This window comes from Paraburkholderia franconis, assembly GCF_009362735.1.
In the GTDB taxonomy this organism is placed as follows: domain Bacteria; phylum Pseudomonadota; class Gammaproteobacteria; order Burkholderiales; family Burkholderiaceae; genus Paraburkholderia; species Paraburkholderia franconis.
This window is the reverse complement of the sequence record NZ_WHNP01000001.1, coordinates 263,758-277,538: the sequence shown is the minus strand read 5'-3', so window position 1 is coordinate 277,538 and position 13,781 is coordinate 263,758. Positions and strand designations below refer to the sequence as shown.

Annotated in this window: 16 protein-coding genes and 2 pseudogenes; 3 read left to right on the top strand and 15 right to left on the bottom strand. The window is 65.0% G+C overall.

Translation table 11 applies throughout. The features are described from left to right. Positions 1–72 precede the first annotated feature (72 nt). Positions 73–918: an AraC family transcriptional regulator gene (locus tag GCT13_RS01355; protein WP_152754965.1), complete on the top strand. Its 846-nt coding sequence runs from the start codon at positions 73–75 to the stop codon at positions 916–918. On the opposite strand, the pseudogene GCT13_RS01350 reads toward GCT13_RS01355, so the two are convergent. The 3 genes and pseudogenes from GCT13_RS01350 to GCT13_RS01340 form a co-directional block, all read right to left on the bottom strand. Then, positions 908–1,505, bottom strand: a pseudogene (locus GCT13_RS01350) (flavin reductase family protein). The gene GCT13_RS01355 and the pseudogene GCT13_RS01350 sit on opposite strands and share 11 nt — an antisense overlap. Before the next feature lie 139 nt (positions 1,506–1,644). Further along, complete coding sequence (locus GCT13_RS01345; RefSeq protein ID WP_152754964.1) at positions 1,645–1,974, bottom strand: hypothetical protein; 330 nt, start codon at positions 1,972–1,974, stop codon at positions 1,645–1,647. Positions 1,975–2,332: 358 nt separating this feature from the next. Next, positions 2,333–3,547 carry a DUF2252 domain-containing protein gene (locus tag GCT13_RS01340; RefSeq protein ID WP_152755067.1) on the bottom strand — a complete coding sequence of 405 codons (1,215 nt, stop codon included), beginning with the start codon at positions 3,545–3,547 and terminating at the stop codon, positions 2,333–2,335. Between the two features lie 272 nt (positions 3,548–3,819). Here GCT13_RS01340 and GCT13_RS01335 point away from each other — a divergent pair, with 272 nt between their 5' ends. After that, on the top strand, positions 3,820–4,539 hold the full coding sequence (locus GCT13_RS01335; protein WP_321574132.1) for a GNAT family N-acetyltransferase: 720 nt from the start codon (positions 3,820–3,822) through the stop codon (positions 4,537–4,539). A gap of 140 nt (positions 4,540–4,679) precedes the next feature. Here GCT13_RS01335 and GCT13_RS01330 read toward each other — a convergent pair whose 3' ends face one another. The 12 genes and pseudogenes from GCT13_RS01330 to GCT13_RS01275 all read right to left on the bottom strand — a co-directional run bounded on the left by GCT13_RS01330 (position 4,680) and on the right by GCT13_RS01275 (position 13,121). Further along, positions 4,680–5,024: a type II toxin-antitoxin system PemK/MazF family toxin gene (locus GCT13_RS01330; protein WP_152754963.1), complete on the bottom strand. Its 345-nt coding sequence runs from the start codon at positions 5,022–5,024 to the stop codon at positions 4,680–4,682. Positions 5,025–5,032: 8 nt separating this feature from the next. Further along, positions 5,033–5,338, bottom strand: coding sequence for an AbrB/MazE/SpoVT family DNA-binding domain-containing protein (locus GCT13_RS01325; protein WP_321574131.1), 306 nt, complete (start codon positions 5,336–5,338; stop codon positions 5,033–5,035). A gap of 218 nt (positions 5,339–5,556) precedes the next feature. Beyond that, positions 5,557–6,108, bottom strand: coding sequence for a GNAT family N-acetyltransferase (locus GCT13_RS01320; protein WP_152754962.1), 552 nt, complete (start codon positions 6,106–6,108; stop codon positions 5,557–5,559). A 221-nt stretch (positions 6,109–6,329) separates the two neighbouring features. Next, positions 6,330–6,806 (bottom strand): VOC family protein, encoded by a 477-nt coding sequence (locus GCT13_RS01315; protein ID WP_152754961.1) that lies wholly within the window; start codon positions 6,804–6,806, stop codon positions 6,330–6,332. Positions 6,807–7,036: 230 nt separating this feature from the next. Further along, positions 7,037–7,522, bottom strand: coding sequence for a VOC family protein (locus GCT13_RS01310; protein ID WP_152754960.1), 486 nt, complete (start codon positions 7,520–7,522; stop codon positions 7,037–7,039). Between the two features lie 282 nt (positions 7,523–7,804). Next, positions 7,805–8,023: a YXWGXW repeat-containing protein gene (locus tag GCT13_RS01305; RefSeq protein ID WP_152755064.1), complete on the bottom strand. Its 219-nt coding sequence runs from the start codon at positions 8,021–8,023 to the stop codon at positions 7,805–7,807. Positions 8,024–8,107: 84 nt separating this feature from the next. Next, complete coding sequence (locus tag GCT13_RS01300) at positions 8,108–9,280, bottom strand: DUF1501 domain-containing protein (RefSeq protein ID WP_152754959.1); 1,173 nt, start codon at positions 9,278–9,280, stop codon at positions 8,108–8,110. A 2-nt stretch (positions 9,281–9,282) separates the two neighbouring features. Continuing rightward, positions 9,283–10,809, bottom strand: coding sequence for a DUF1800 domain-containing protein (locus GCT13_RS01295; protein ID WP_152754958.1), 1,527 nt, complete (start codon positions 10,807–10,809; stop codon positions 9,283–9,285). 115 nt (positions 10,810–10,924) lie between these two features. Continuing rightward, complete coding sequence (locus GCT13_RS01290) at positions 10,925–11,467, bottom strand: periplasmic heavy metal sensor (RefSeq protein ID WP_152754957.1); 543 nt, start codon at positions 11,465–11,467, stop codon at positions 10,925–10,927. Further along, positions 11,464–11,934: a hypothetical protein gene (locus tag GCT13_RS01285; RefSeq protein WP_152754956.1), complete on the bottom strand. Its 471-nt coding sequence runs from the start codon at positions 11,932–11,934 to the stop codon at positions 11,464–11,466. Before GCT13_RS01285 ends, GCT13_RS01290 begins: the two co-directional genes overlap by 4 nt. Next, positions 11,931–12,530: pseudogene (locus GCT13_RS01280) on the bottom strand (RNA polymerase sigma factor); the annotation flags it as partial. The pseudogene GCT13_RS01280 and the gene GCT13_RS01285, both read right to left, overlap by 4 nt. Positions 12,531–12,821: 291 nt before the next feature. Further along, complete coding sequence (locus tag GCT13_RS01275) at positions 12,822–13,121, bottom strand: YXWGXW repeat-containing protein (protein WP_152754954.1); 300 nt, start codon at positions 13,119–13,121, stop codon at positions 12,822–12,824. A 225-nt stretch (positions 13,122–13,346) separates the two neighbouring features. Here GCT13_RS01275 and GCT13_RS01270 point away from each other — a divergent pair, with 225 nt between their 5' ends. Beyond that, positions 13,347–13,781 (top strand): low affinity iron permease family protein, encoded by a 435-nt coding sequence (locus GCT13_RS01270; protein ID WP_152755063.1) that lies wholly within the window; start codon positions 13,347–13,349, stop codon positions 13,779–13,781.

Below are 13,781 nucleotides of genomic sequence, written 5' to 3'. Positions count from 1 at the left end.
GAAGCGCAAGCGCAATCAAATGAACGCTGCCTTCAATCGATATGCTGGGTTCATGCCGAAACGAGAGTCTCTATGAGCCCAGCCGCGAACCCCGCCGGAAGAGCGCTCTGGTTTATCGAAAGCCACTTCGCGGGCGAGCTGTCGCTCGACGATATCGCCAGTCGCGGCTGCGTATCGCGCTTTCATCTGTCGCGTGCATTCGAAGCGGCAACGGGTTATTCGGTGATGCGCTACGTGCGCGCGCGGCGTCTGACGGAAGCGGCGCGGCGTCTTGCGCGGGGCGCGCCGGATATTCTCGCCGTCGCGGTCGATGCGGGTTACGGCTCTCACGAGGCATTCACGCGCGCGTTTCGCGAGCAGTTCGGGCTCACGCCCGAAGCGTTGCGCGCGCAAGGTCATCTCGACAACATCGCACTCGTGGAGCCGATCAAAATGGAAGAATCCCTGTTAGCCCATCTCGAACCGCCGCGCTTCGTCGACGGCACTCCGCTGCTCGTCGCGGGATTGAGCGAACGCTACAACTGCGAGAGCAGTTCCGGCATTCCCGTGCAATGGCAGCGCTTCAACGCGATCAACGGCCAGGTGCCGGGACAGATCGGACAGGTTGCGTACGGCGTCAGCTATAACCCCGACGACTCAGGCAATTTCGACTACATGTGCGGCGTCGAAGTGGCGGATTTCTCGGGCTTGCCCGATGAACTGGGGCGCGTGCGCATCGGCGCGCAGCGCTACGCGGTGTTCACGCATCGCGAGCACATCTCGACGATACGCCGCACGTGCAACACGATCTGGAACAAGTGGCTGCCCGAGTCCGGCCACACACCCGCCGATGCGCCCAACTTCGAGCGCTACAGCGAGCAGTTCAATCCCGCGACGGGGATAGGCGGCGTCGAGATCTGGGTGCCGCTCAAGACGTGAATCCGCTTTTGCCGCTATCGACAGGCGCGGCCTCGACTTCGAACGTGTCGCCGGTTTCGAAGAACGTGCCGCCCGCTACGTAGTGGCACGTGCGCATGTCGTGATCGTCGCCGAAGTGCCAGCGGTTGTTTGAGTAGACGCGGCTGTCCGCATAGCACGCGACCACTTCGGCAAGGATCAGATCGTGGCGCTGGCTGTCGTCGGGAATCACCTTGCACTCGAACCATGCGACGCAGCCTTCCAGCATCGGCACGTCGATCTTTTGCGCGGCGAACGTTTCGAGTTGCAGCGCCGCGAGCTTGTCGATCTCGACGCCCGCATTCGATCCGACCGCGAGCGTATGGCGCGCGAAGCCGCGCGTCGGCAATTGCAGGCCGAACACGCCGCTCGCTTCGGCGAGTTGCCGCGTCAGCGTCTTTGCGTCGATCACGACGACGACTTTCGGCGGAACGAAATCGAGCGGCATCGCCCACGACGCCGCCATCACGTTCGTACGGCCTCCATGCGCGCTGGTGATGAGCGTGACGGGGCCGTGGTTCAGAAGGCGCGTGGCGCGCCAGATCGACGGGTTGGCGGAAATCTTGCATGGAAGGCCTTCGCGATATCGATCGCTGCATTCTAGCGAAGCGGGAAAAAACACGAGGGCCGCGTAACAGAGAGGCGTTTGACGCTGAAACGAGCGGCGGCGCCGACGCGCCGTCCGCAGGTCCGCGTGGATGCGAGAAGTCAGTGCGTGATGGGTGGCGGCTTGCCGTGCGAGACGTCGTGCGGCTTGTGCGCCTCGCCGTTCGCGCCGGGGAAGAATGCATTCCACGCAGCGCGTACGCCTTCTGCTGCCGTGGCTTCCGCGTCGATGGTTCCCGGTTCGTCCACGCGCGCGGGATCTTCGCTCAGCCCGCGCCAGTGTGTGAACACGAGGAGCGGCTTTTCGGTCCACCCGCCTTCAGCGAATTTGGCGAATGCCGTCTCTCCGCTCACAAGCTGGACTTCGTACCACCCGTCCCTTACGGGCGCATAGTCGTCCAGCGGGAACCATGCGGTCGCTTCGATTTCCATAGTGCCGTCTCCTGTTGTGGAAGTGACTCATAGGAAGGCATTGTTCATGCCTCACGGGCAGCACGCCCGTGCGCGGCGTCGGGTAGAGATCTGGTTCGGGAAATGCAGGGCGAACGAGCCCCAAAAACAACGCGCATTCCGCCACGACGCCATCGCCAGATTTACATACTCCCTCGCTGGCGTCCAGCCCGCTAACATATTCGTATTTTTCGAATGCGGCGAAGGGATATGTTCGACGCCGCGGGCGGCTGCGGTTGCAGTTGCGGTCTGCTCTCTCGACCGGTCGCGCAAATAGCGCGCTTCAACACGTAGCGGTTGATTTCCGGGCGCGTTCGCGAGCGGAGGACTCGCCGCGCCCTCAGCTTTTCGCGGTCAGATCAAAAGCCCCGGCATCGAAAGCCGCGCAGTACGCGTGCCAGTCGCTGACGACTTGCGCTTCGCACTGCGTCGCCAGATCGATCAGTGGGAGTTGCCATTTGCTCTTTTCGCCGAACGCGATCAGGTCATCGGCAATGGCGGAAGTCTGCCGTCCGCTACTGCGAAAGTGCGCCCACGCGACCAGTTCCGCCATGTTGCGCACGACGCTTTCCAGCCGTGGCAGCTTGCCGTTCCAGTTCTCCAGCGTGACGCGGTCCTCGGAGGGCTGAAGGCCGCGCAGCACATACGGGCGCTTTTCGAATTCGACGGCATGCAGGAATGCCTGCGACACCACCTGATTGCGCCGCTGTATCTCTACGACGCGTTCCGCCTCGCTCGCCCATCGAGGTTGCGGCGTATTGACGTTCGGCGCGGTCGCGGACGGCAGCGCGAGCTTCATGTCGAGCAGATAGTTGCCGTCGGGCGAACCCTTGCCTTCGACCAGAATCACGTAGCGGTCGACGCCCAGACTGCCCGTGCCCGCGATACGGCGCGCGACATCGATGATCTCGTAGAAAGCCGGATTCGGCTCGCGCTTCGCAAAGTCGTTCATGAACGCCGTGACTTTCTCGCGCGTTTTGTCGGTAACGGGCAACGCCTTCTTGCCGTCGACGCGCAGCGTCCGCTTCTTGCCCTTTAGTTCGGTGCGCCGGTTCAGGTGATCGACGCGCGAGCGCTGATGCAGCGCAGCGAAAAGCTCGGCGACCATCCCTTCGGCCGTTTCCTCTTCGATCCAGCGCGCCTTGCCGAAACGCAGCGCGGCCGCGTACGAATCGACGGCGATGTGGCATAGCGCGAGCGCTTCGGCGCGGCTGAGCTTCAGATCGTCGGCGGCGACGAGCACGCTCGTCAGCAGACGGATCATCTCGAACAGGCACGGCGCGAGGCAGGCCTCGTCGAAATCGTTGATGTCGAAGTAGATGAGCCGGTTGTCGCCCTTGTAGCTGCCGAAATTTTCGAGGTGCATGTCGCCGCAAATCCACGCATGCGGCGAGCTTTGCAGCACGCTGCCGTTGGACAAACGCTGGTAGAACAGATGACAGGTGCCGCGCAGAAACACGAACGGCGACGTGCGCATGCGCGCGTACTTCATCGCAAGGCGTTCGGGGTCGCGCCCGGCATTGAAGCGAGAGATTTCATCGACGACATCGAGCATGCGAGCCTCCCGAGGATAGGGTTCGATCACTTTCATTCTGTATCGACAGCCTTTCAGTTCCAAACGTTCGCGGGCGAGACTCCGGGGCGCCTCGACGCGTACAGCTCGCACGTCGGTATGCGGACGGCCAGCAACCGTCGTTCCGTGCCCGCTTGCCGTGGTCGGCGTTGGCTCCATCGAATCCGGCCAGGCTGGTTCTTACGGACGCACGGTGTTTGCCGTATCTTGCCCGCTTGGCATACTTCAAAACGCACACACGACGGGAGAGCAACGTGGGGCAGCGAGTCAATGAATACGGCCAGCCGATCGGCGAACCGATGCCGAACTGGCGGCCAGCCAAAGCGCCGGGCGATCAGTCGATGACGGGGCGCTATTGCCGGCTCGAACGCGTGAACGTCGAGCGTCATCTCGACGATCTGTACGACGCCTATAGCGCCGCGCCCGACGCCCGCGACTGGACGTACCTTTCCGTCGGCCCCTTCGATACGCGCGAAGCGTACCGCGACTGCCTCACGGCCCTCGCTGCTTCGCATGATCCGTTGCATTACGCCGTCATCGATCTGGCGACGGGCAAGGCCGTCGGCACGCTTTCGCTGATGCGCATCGACAAGACGAACGGCGTGATCGAAGTCGGTTTCGTCGTGTTTTCGCAGCGCCTGCAAAAAACGCGCATGGCGACGGAGGCGATCTTTCTGCTGATGCAGCGCGTGTTCGACGACCTGGGCTACCGGCGCTTCGAGTGGAAATGCGATGCGCTGAACGCGCCTTCGCGCGCAGCGGCGGCCCGCTTCGGCTTCACCTTCGAAGGCATCTTCCGCCAGGCCGTGACGTACAAGGGTCGCAATCGCAACACCGCGTGGTTCTCGATCATCGACAGCGAATGGCCGGCGCTGCGCGCGGGCTTCGCGGAATGGCTCGATGAAGCGAACTTCGACGCGCAAGGCACGCAGCGGCGAACGTTGCAGGCGTGCATGGCGGGCCGGCGCAAGTAGCGAGCGCGCGGCTGCAAGCGACGAATGCCGGCCGCCGGGCTGTTGGCAACGCGTCTTGTCCCGCGTCCCCGGCGGCTCGGGACAAGACGCGCGCCGCTGCACGCCAATTTCCGGCGATATGCGAGGCGGACGTCCTGTCGTCACATCATCAGGAATGCCTTCAGGCTACGGCGAATCGCGTCGAGTTCGCCTTGCGCGACGCGCTCTTCCCGGTACTCGCCACGCCGCGCGACCCAATCGAGCGTAGTGATCTGGTCGATCAACGCGACACATGGCTTCGGCAACGCGGAAACCGGAATCTCCGTCGAAAATCCACGCGCCTTTGTCGTGCAAGGCACAGTCACGACACGGTGGGTGGGACCGTTGTGCGCCTCATGTGACAGCACGACGACGGGCCGCGGATAGCCGCCGCCCCGCTCGTGCCCGATCACGGGTTCGAGCCTGATCCACAACACATCGCCGATCTCAGGAACGCCGTTTTTCATGTTGCTCCTTACCAGTCGTCCTGGTCCGTTGGGTCGGCAAGTTCGGAACCCACCGCAACGCCAGGATCGATGGTCGGATGCACGTCGTTCGGCCTCGCAGCGAGTTGCTCGCGATACTCGTCCCAACTGAACGTCTTGACGGCAGGCGTTGCGACCAGCGCGCCGTCCGCCACCACCATGTCGACTTCCTGATCTTCGCGCAGGTGCAATTCCTCAGCCAGGCTTGCGGGAATTCTCACCGCAAGACTGTTTCCCCACCGCTTGATTGTCTGAATAGTCATAGCACCACCTTCGCCCGAGAAATTCAGATACACGACTTCCTCCTTGACAAGGCCCACGGGGGACCAGAAGCGCCGCGTGTATCTACTATGTCGATACTGCGATGCTACGCGACGCGGGTTAATGTGTCAACATCGTATCTACGTGCGATATCTATATGCGATTGGGTGGTTCGTATGACCGGTGCAGTCGCGTAGTGAATGTCGCATCAATGGCGGCACGGCACCATTCGGCCGGAAGGCATAGGAGCGTCTTAAGAACCGATGGGATGAAGGCGGCCTGACACCCGGCGAAAGATTCCGGTCGCGTGGCCTTTGTACGTTGTCTGTCGCTCTTCGGCGTAGCCGCATTTTTGCGCAAGCCGCCGCGACGCCGCGTTGTCCGGCGCGATGATGCAGACGGTGTCGCCGCCCGGCCACTTCGCATCGGCCCACGCCAGCGCGCCGCGCACCGCTTCCGTCGCATAGCCTTGCCCGTGCGCGGACGGCCTCAGGACCCAGCCGATTTCCGGCGCGCCATCGAGCGGCGGATCGATCTCGCGCCGATAGTCCGCAAAGCCGACCTCGCCGACGAATCGTCCGCTGTGCTTCTCGCGGATCGTCCAGTAGCCGTATCCCAGCGCGGCCCAATGTCCGACGTAACGCAAAAGCCGCGACCACACTTCTTCGCGGTTAAACGGCTTGCCGCCGATAAAGCGCGTGACGATCTCGTCGGACCACAACGTAAAGCTCTCGTCGAAATCCTCGACGACGTGAGGACGCAAGATCAGTCGATCGGTTTCAAGCTCAAGGGAGGATGGGGACATGGCGCGCTTTCGATCCGGCAAACAGGAAAGCGCCGATCATCGCAGAAACGCGCGCTAAAGTGCGTCGGCCGCGGTGGCCCGAGGCCCGCGCCAGAGTTGATGCGCATAAACTCGGACGCTCCGCGCTGGCGTCAGGACGCGCGAAGTAGCGCCGCTCAACCCATGCACAGACGAGCGACGCGCCACGGTTCGCACAAGTGCTCGCCGCGCCTCCAACAATTTCACCGCTGCGCGTATGCCGCTTCGAGCGCGCTCACGTCTAGCTTCACCATTTGCATCATTGCTTGCATCACGCGCCTGGCCTTCACCGGGTCCTTGTCCTTCAGCATCTTGCCAAGCGCGGTCGGCACAATCTGCCATGAGATGCCGTAGCGGTCCGTGAGCCACCCGCATTGCTGTGGCGCGCCGCCGCCTTCGAGCAGCTTGTCCCACAGCGCGTCGACTTCCGCTTGCGATTCGCACTTCACGAACATCGAAATCGCCGGAGAAAACGTGAATTGCGGGCCGCCGTTCAACGCGATGAATTCGCGGCCCTCGAGATGGAACGTCATCGACAGCACGCCGCCGGGCGTGCCCGGTCCCGCGTCGCCATAGTGCATCACATCGTCGATGCTTGAATTGCCGAAGATGCCTGTGTAGAACTGCACGGCTTCCTCCGCCTTGCCGTCGAACCACAGGCACGTCGCTATCTTGTCCATCGGATCTCCTTGATTGCTTTATCGCGCTGTATCGCGCGAGGTCGGGAAGGCGATGCGCGGGCGCCGCCTCGGAGCGCGCCGAGGTCGGCACGTCGCCCGCATCGCCCGCATCGCCATGCCGCCAACATCGCGCGCCCGACGTCGTCGCGCAACGTCAGCCATTGCGCAGCGCGTTTTGAACGCGGCTTTTCGCGGCCGAGCGCTGCGTCCGCCGCTCGGCGACGGCGACGCTACTGACGCCCCTGCGCCATCTGTTCCATCGCCTGCTTCATTTCTTCAGGCGTGACATCGCGCTTGTGCGTCGCGACCGACCACCGATGGCCGAACGGATCCTCGACCTGGCCGTAACGGTCGCCCCAGAACATGTCGGCGGCGGGCATTGTCACCTTTGCGCCTGCCGCTTCCGCTTGCGCGATCGTGGCGTCGGCATCGTCGACGTACAGGTGCAGCACGACAGGCGAGCCCTTCAGCGCCTTCGGCCCTAACGACGCACCGCCGCCGCAATCGGGCATTTCGTCGACGAGCATCAGCGTCGAATCGCCGATCTTCAGCGATGCGTGCATCAGCTTGCCGCCGGGACCCGGCATACGGACCTGTTCGATTGCGTTGAACGCTTTCTTGTAGAACTCGATGGCTTCCGCCGCGCCCGCGACGATGATATGCGGCGTCAACGAGTGCATGCCTTCGGGGATGGGCTTGACAGCTGAGGTGGACATGATCGTGTCTCTCCTTTGTCGACCGGAGTCGGCGCATCGACGGGAGTTGGCGCCTGCCGGCTACTCCCGTCCCATGCCGTGCTCTGGTCGCATGCAAGATGGTTGCTGGATGAAGGGGTGAATGAGTGACGAAGCTTCGCAGGACAGCGAGTCTTCACCACTATGACGAACAAACCACCTTCAGATCGACACGCGCAATCAATTTTTTTCGCGGGCACGCGCGTCATCAAGGCGGCATCAAAACGGCATCAAAGCGTCATCGAGCGTCATCAAAGCGCCGGATCAAGCCGGCCGCCAATGCCCCGGCACCCACTGCCAGTGATTCCCTTCCCACCGATAGTGGCCCTTCACCCAGCGATAACCCGCCGCAGGCGGCGCGGGCATCACTTCCGCGACGGGCGCGGGCTGCGGCGGCCGCGCCGGCTCGACGACGTAGCAGGCCGAAAGCGTCGACGCGCACAGCGCGCCCAACAGCAGCCCGCGCAGCTTCGTAGACTTCAGATTCGATGCGTACTTCAAGATTTTCTCCCTATTGGTTTCCGAGGTTTAGGAAAAGGAACAGCCGATCGCCGCCAGCGACGAAAGCTAGCCGCGAATCAGCCCCGTCATCGGCTGCGTGGTGCGCTCTTGCGCGAACAGCGTGCGCGCGGTCTTGTGCGGATCGAGTCCGAGACTTTCGCTCGCGACACCGGTAATCAGCGCATCCAGCGACGCCGTCGGCTTAAGATCGCGTGCCTCGTACAGATCGCTCTGACGCAGCCCCGGCCAGTCTGCGAGGACGCGCCCGCCCGCCACCGCGCCGCCGATCACCATCGCGACCGATGCCGTTCCGTGATCCGTCCCGCCCGTGCCGTTCGCAGCCGCCATGCGGCCGAATTCGGTGGCGACGAGCACCGTCGTCTTGTTCCACGCCGGTCCGAGCCCATCGCGCAATGCGGCCAGCATCGTGTCGAGCGCCTTCAGTTGCGCGGCGAGTCGCGGCATCTGCGCGCTGTGCGTGTCCCAGCCGCCCGTTTCGATCATCGCGATGCGCGGGCCGTCCTCGCGCGACAGAAAACCGGCCGCGAGCTTGCCGAGACTCGCCGGGTCCTGACGCGCACCGGCATCGCCCGCCAGGCCGCGCGCCGCCATCGCCGATTCCCACAACGGGCGCAACTGCGCATCCTGCTCGTAAAGCTGCGAGACGCGCGCGAGCAGATCGTCGGGCGCCTGCGGCAACGCGGAAGGCGCATACGACGCGACGCTCGCCGAACCGCGCAACGCCATCGGCACGGTCGGCGCGAAGGCGATCGCGTTCTCGTGCGTCGTCGCGCGGTTCGCCGGATTGGCGCCGGGCATCATCCCGACGAGGCGATTGAGCCAGCCGTCCTTCACCTGATACGGCGACGCGCCGCCCGTCTCCAGCACGTTCTGCCCATCGAAATGCGAGCGGTCCCGATACGGCGACGCGACGGCATGCACGAACAGCGCCTCGCGCCCGTCGTACATCTGCCCGATCTGCACCAGTGACGGATGCAGCGCGAACATGCCGTCGAGTTTCGTCGACGACGACGTATCGACGGTCAGCGCGCCGCGCAGCGCCGCATATGCGGGATCGGCATAAGGCACGACGGTGTTAAGGCCATCGGCCGCGCCGCGCTGGATCACGAACACGAAGCGGCGGTCCGTCGCGATGCGCGCCAAGACCATCTGCGGCGCGACGAGCATCGCGCCCGCGCCGGCTGCGGCCACACGGATGAAACTGCGGCGGGTGAGCATGGCTATCTCCGTTGAAAGTCGGGCGACACGAGCAGCAGCGCGAGCGCCGTCGACGCGCTTTCCGCGCGCGACACGGCCAGTTCCGTCGGCTCGCTCAACGAGCCCGCCATCAGCGTCTGTCCCAGCGAGCGCGGGTCGATCCGGTCGCCGACACGCGACGCAAAACGCTGCGCGATCTCGACGCGCCGCACGAGGGCATCGGGCGCGGCCCAGCTCGCGGCGATGTCGTCGTAACCGGCGGGCGAACCGGGGCGCCACACCTGCTGGCCGAGCTGCGTGAGAACAGGCGCCATCTGCACGGTGCCGTTCGCGTTGCTCCCGTTGCCCAAGTCGCGCATGCCGAGCCCGCGCAGCGATGAAACCGTCCATTCCCACGGCGACTTGAACTTGACGGCCACGGGCGACCACGTGGCGTCGCTGTCGATCAACGCGCGATAGACGGTCGGCAGATCGCCGCGGCTGCGCATGAAGGCCGTCGCCAGTTGATCCACGATTTCGGGGGGCGGGTTGTCGGCGACAAAGTGGCGCGCGAGCTTGGTCGCGATATGCGTGGCCGTGGCAGGCGACGTCGAAAGATCGTGCAGCACGGCGAGCGTTTGCCCTTCACCCGGCTGATCGTATCGGCGGCCCATGATGGTCCGCGTGCCCGGCTCGTGCAGTTGCGCACGGAACACGAATGCGCCCGGCGGCGCGTTGTTCGGCTGCGGACCCTGTGCGCCCGCAATACTCCAGCCCGTCATCGCGCGCGCGAACTCGGTGACGTCGTCCTGCGTATAGCCGCTGCGAACGCCGAGCGTGTGCAGCTCCATGATTTCGCGCGCGAGGTTTTCGTTGAGGCCGGGCTTGCGGTTCGGATTGCGCTGCGCGGCGCGCATGGCGGCGGCGCTGTCGGGACCGACCGAGCGCGTCTGATCGAGAAAGAGCTGCATCGCGGGATGGCGCTCAACGGCCACCAGCATGTCTTCGAATCGGCCGAGCACATGCGGGCGGATCGCTTCCGCTTCGAACGCGCCCGCGAACGACGCGACCTGGCCTTTATCGACGGAGACAGCGAAGTGATTCGCCCAGAAGTGCACGAGCCGCTCGATGAAGGGCGCGGGCGTCGTCAGCGCGCTCGCGACGCGCGCGTTCACGGCTGAACGGTAGGTGTCGCGCGCTTCCATGCGCACCGCCTTGTTCGCGGCCTGGCGGGCGGCTTTCCTTGCGTCGTCGGCGTTGACGGCGATAACGGGCGCGCTGCCGACGTTCGTGCCGCTCGCGGATGCGCTGGCCGCGTTCGTCGAACTGGCCGCCGCGTTCGCCATCGCCCGCTGGCGTTGTTGCGCGAGCTCGGCCGCGATCGCCAGCGACGTCGGTTGATCCGCCCATGCCGCTGGCATTGGCTGATACGCGTCGAACTGTGCAAACAGCCACGACTTGGGATTGGCGGGCGGCGCTTCGTCGGCGCGCGCGCCGAGGCCGAACCGGTTCATCGCGATCGCAGCCGCGCTCAACGGCGGGGCCGTCATTGCAGCGGATGAATTGGCCATGCTCTCGCTCCTGTGTCGGCGGTTATTCGCTTTCTCGATGTGCGTTAAACGGTGCGCGCCGCGCTTTTCCGTCGCTACTTTCGTCGATGTTTTCCGCCCGACGGCGTAGCGCAGTTCACTCGCTCGCGGGCTCGTCGGCCTGCTTCTGCTGAAGCTGTTGTTGTGCCTGCTTTCCCTGTTGTGCCTGTTGCTGTGCCTGCGCGATCCGCCACTGGCCGCGCTCCCTCAGCCCTTCGGCGAACTTCGCGCGCTCATCGGGCGACAGCGTCGCGGCGAAATCCGCGACGCTCTGCTCGACACGCGAACGCAACGCGATATCGGCTTCGCGCGTGCGGTTCAGCGCCGTGTCGAGCGCCGCGCGATCCAGTTGCGGCGCGGACAGCAGACGCAGCACCTCGCGCCGCTCTTCGCGGCCTTCGCGTGCATAGGGCCGGGCATCGCGTCGCGCAGCCTTCAGCGCATCGACGAACTGCTGCTGCCGTTGCGCCGACAGCCCTTCCGCCGCGAAGCGCAGCGCGCGCGGCTGCGGCTGCGCGGCGACCGTCGTGCGCCCGTGCGCGATGAACCATTGATACGCGCCGCCCGCCACGCCGCCGATCATGAACACGTTGAGAACCAGCGAGCCGATCAACAGAAATTTCCAGCCGCGTCCGCTCATTCGCCGCTCCAATCGGCGGCGGTGCCGCCAAAACCCGTTGTCAGATACGAAGATTCCGATGCCGGCGACGGCGTGCCCGTCACGAGAAAAAAAGACACGGCGAACGCACCCGCGAACCCGCCGATCAGGCCGACGCCCGCGAACGCCGCGCCCGACCACCACAGCCCGGCGCGCCGCGAGCGCCGGCCGGGCAGCGTCAACCAGCGCGGACGCTTTCGCGCGGATGCCGGTGCCGGTACGGCCGTAGGCGCCGACGCGACAATGCGCTCGGCGAACGCAGCGTCCGGCGCTTCGACGCTATCGCTCGCGAGCCACGCATCGACGCGCGCGGCTTCGGCGAGCAGCGCATTCGCTTCGCTGCGATGCTGGTCGGCCCACGCGCTCGCAGCGGCCCGCTCCGCCTCGGGCCAGCGGCGCGCGTCGGCGCCGTATGCATCGACGATGGCGCGAAATCTCTCTGGTGTCATCGCAAATCCCTCGTTCCGGCGAGATCATCGCCGGCCAGTCGAGCGCGCAGATTGCGGCGTGCGCGGGCGAGCAGGCTTTCGAGCGCGTCGACGGTGATGCCCATCAACGCGGCCGCCTCGATGTTCGACAGTTCCTGGTAGTAGTTGAGCACGAGCGCCTCGCGCTGACGCGCCGGTAAGGCGGCAAGGGCCGCGCGCACGCGTGCGTCGCGCGACTGCGCTTCGAGTTGCGCATCGGGCGCGGCAACGGGGTCGGCCTCGTCGGGCAATGCGTCGACGGGCTCTTCGCGATGCCCGCGCAGGCGGTCGTAGCAGAGGTTCAGCGCAACCCGGTGCAGCCATGTGTCGAAACGCGCCTCGCCCTCGCGCCAGCCCGGCGCCTGCTTCCAGATGCGCACGAATGCTTCCTGCGCGACGTCTTCGGCTTCCATACGGTCTCCCAGCATCCGCATCGCGAGCGCCAGCAGACGCGGCAACTTGCGCGCGACGAGCGCGCGGACGGCGGCCGGCTCTTGCCTGCCGACGCCCGCAACCAGTTCCGCATCCGGATCGTGCCCGCTCAACGCGCGCCGCTCCGCTCGCGCCGCGCACGCCGCGCGGAATCTCTCGCGACAAGACGTTCTGTCACTTGCCGTCGCTCCGTGTCATGGGTGACTTTGCATGGACCGTATGGACGCAGCGAACCCTAGCATGTGCGCCTTTCGCGGCATATACGCGGGACGCCCGCATCCGCTCGACGATCCGATCAATACACGACGACGGCCGGCCGCCACGTATAAGGCCGCGCCGGCACCACCACACAACCCGCCAGCGTCACGGTAAGCAATACCGGCAATAGCCGACTTTTCATGATCTGCTCCCTGCTCGACGCAAGCATTACCGCCTGATCAAAGCGCCCAGTGTCCTGCCACCCATCGCCAGTCGGGACCGCGCGCAATCCAGTGTCCCGGCACCCAGCGATAGCCCACCCGCACGCCCTGCCAATGCCCCGGCACCCAAACGTAGCGGCCATGAGCCCAGCGCCAATGGCCCGGGTCCCACGCGTAGCCTGCGCGCGGCGGCGGCACGATCTCGGCGCGCGGCGGGGGCGGCGCCATCGGCGCGACGATTACCTGCGCGAATGCCGCCGAAGCGCTCAGCGCGAGCACGGCCGCCGTCAGCAGGCACAAGAATTTCTTCGTGTTCATTGCGTTCTCCCTTGATTCGGTTGCCGGTCAGAAAATCGTCCGGCTCAGTGCTTGAACGCGTGGGCGCGGAAAATCCGTCGCGGATTCCGTGCGATTTTTTCGGCGCGGCCGCCTGGTGGCGCGAGCGCCGGGGAATGGGTATCGTCAAGAGTGACCTTCACGCAACAGGAGACGCGAGTGACGAACAACGACTGGTTCTCGAAGTTCTCGACGAGTCTTTCCTCGATGGCGGGAAAGCCCGCGACGTTCGTGATCGCGGTCGCGCTCGTCATCGTCTGGGCCATCAGCGGGCCGATGTTCCATTTCAGCGATACCTGGCAACTGGTGATCAACACGTCGACGACGATCGTCACCTTCCTGATGGTGTTCCTGATCCAGAACACGCAAAACCGCGACACGGCCGCGATGCAGATCAAGCTCGACGAGCTGATCCGCGCGCTCGACGGCGCGCACAATGCGCTGCTCGATCTGGAAGAGCTGAACGAAAAGGAGCTCACGCGTTTTCGCCGGCGCTACGAGCAACTTGCCGAAGACGCGCGCAACGCGCTGCGCTCGGGCGGCGTCGATACTGACTCGCCGTTCATCGACGAAAGCGACGACGATGACGAAGGCAGCCGCCGCAATAACGACAGCGCCCGGCGCCAGACAAAAGAGCCGTGA

Excerpts from the sequence above, each read along its gene's own strand:
- GCT13_RS01355 (WP_152754965.1), top strand. The coding sequence starts at position 73 with ATGAGCCCAGCCGCGAACCCCGCCGGAAGAGCGCTCTGGTTTATCGAA.
- GCT13_RS01345 (WP_152754964.1), bottom strand. The coding sequence starts at position 1,974 with ATGGAAATCGAAGCGACCGCATGGTTCCCGCTGGACGACTATGCGCCC.
- GCT13_RS01340 (WP_152755067.1), bottom strand. The coding sequence starts at position 3,547 with ATGCTCGATGTCGTCGATGAAATCTCTCGCTTCAATGCCGGGCGCGAC.
- GCT13_RS01330 (WP_152754963.1), bottom strand. The coding sequence starts at position 5,024 with ATGAAAAACGGCGTTCCTGAGATCGGCGATGTGTTGTGGATCAGGCTC.
- GCT13_RS01320 (WP_152754962.1), bottom strand. The coding sequence starts at position 6,108 with ATGTCCCCATCCTCCCTTGAGCTTGAAACCGATCGACTGATCTTGCGT.
- GCT13_RS01315 (WP_152754961.1), bottom strand. The coding sequence starts at position 6,806 with ATGGACAAGATAGCGACGTGCCTGTGGTTCGACGGCAAGGCGGAGGAA.
- GCT13_RS01310 (WP_152754960.1), bottom strand. The coding sequence starts at position 7,522 with ATGTCCACCTCAGCTGTCAAGCCCATCCCCGAAGGCATGCACTCGTTG.
- GCT13_RS01300 (WP_152754959.1), bottom strand. The coding sequence starts at position 9,280 with ATGCTCACCCGCCGCAGTTTCATCCGTGTGGCCGCAGCCGGCGCGGGC.
- GCT13_RS01295 (WP_152754958.1), bottom strand. The coding sequence starts at position 10,809 with ATGGCCAATTCATCCGCTGCAATGACGGCCCCGCCGTTGAGCGCGGCT.
- GCT13_RS01290 (WP_152754957.1), bottom strand. The coding sequence starts at position 11,467 with ATGAGCGGACGCGGCTGGAAATTTCTGTTGATCGGCTCGCTGGTTCTC.
- GCT13_RS01285 (WP_152754956.1), bottom strand. The coding sequence starts at position 11,934 with ATGACACCAGAGAGATTTCGCGCCATCGTCGATGCATACGGCGCCGAC.
- GCT13_RS01275 (WP_152754954.1), bottom strand. The coding sequence starts at position 13,121 with ATGAACACGAAGAAATTCTTGTGCCTGCTGACGGCGGCCGTGCTCGCG.
- GCT13_RS01270 (WP_152755063.1), top strand. The coding sequence starts at position 13,347 with ATGGCGGGAAAGCCCGCGACGTTCGTGATCGCGGTCGCGCTCGTCATC.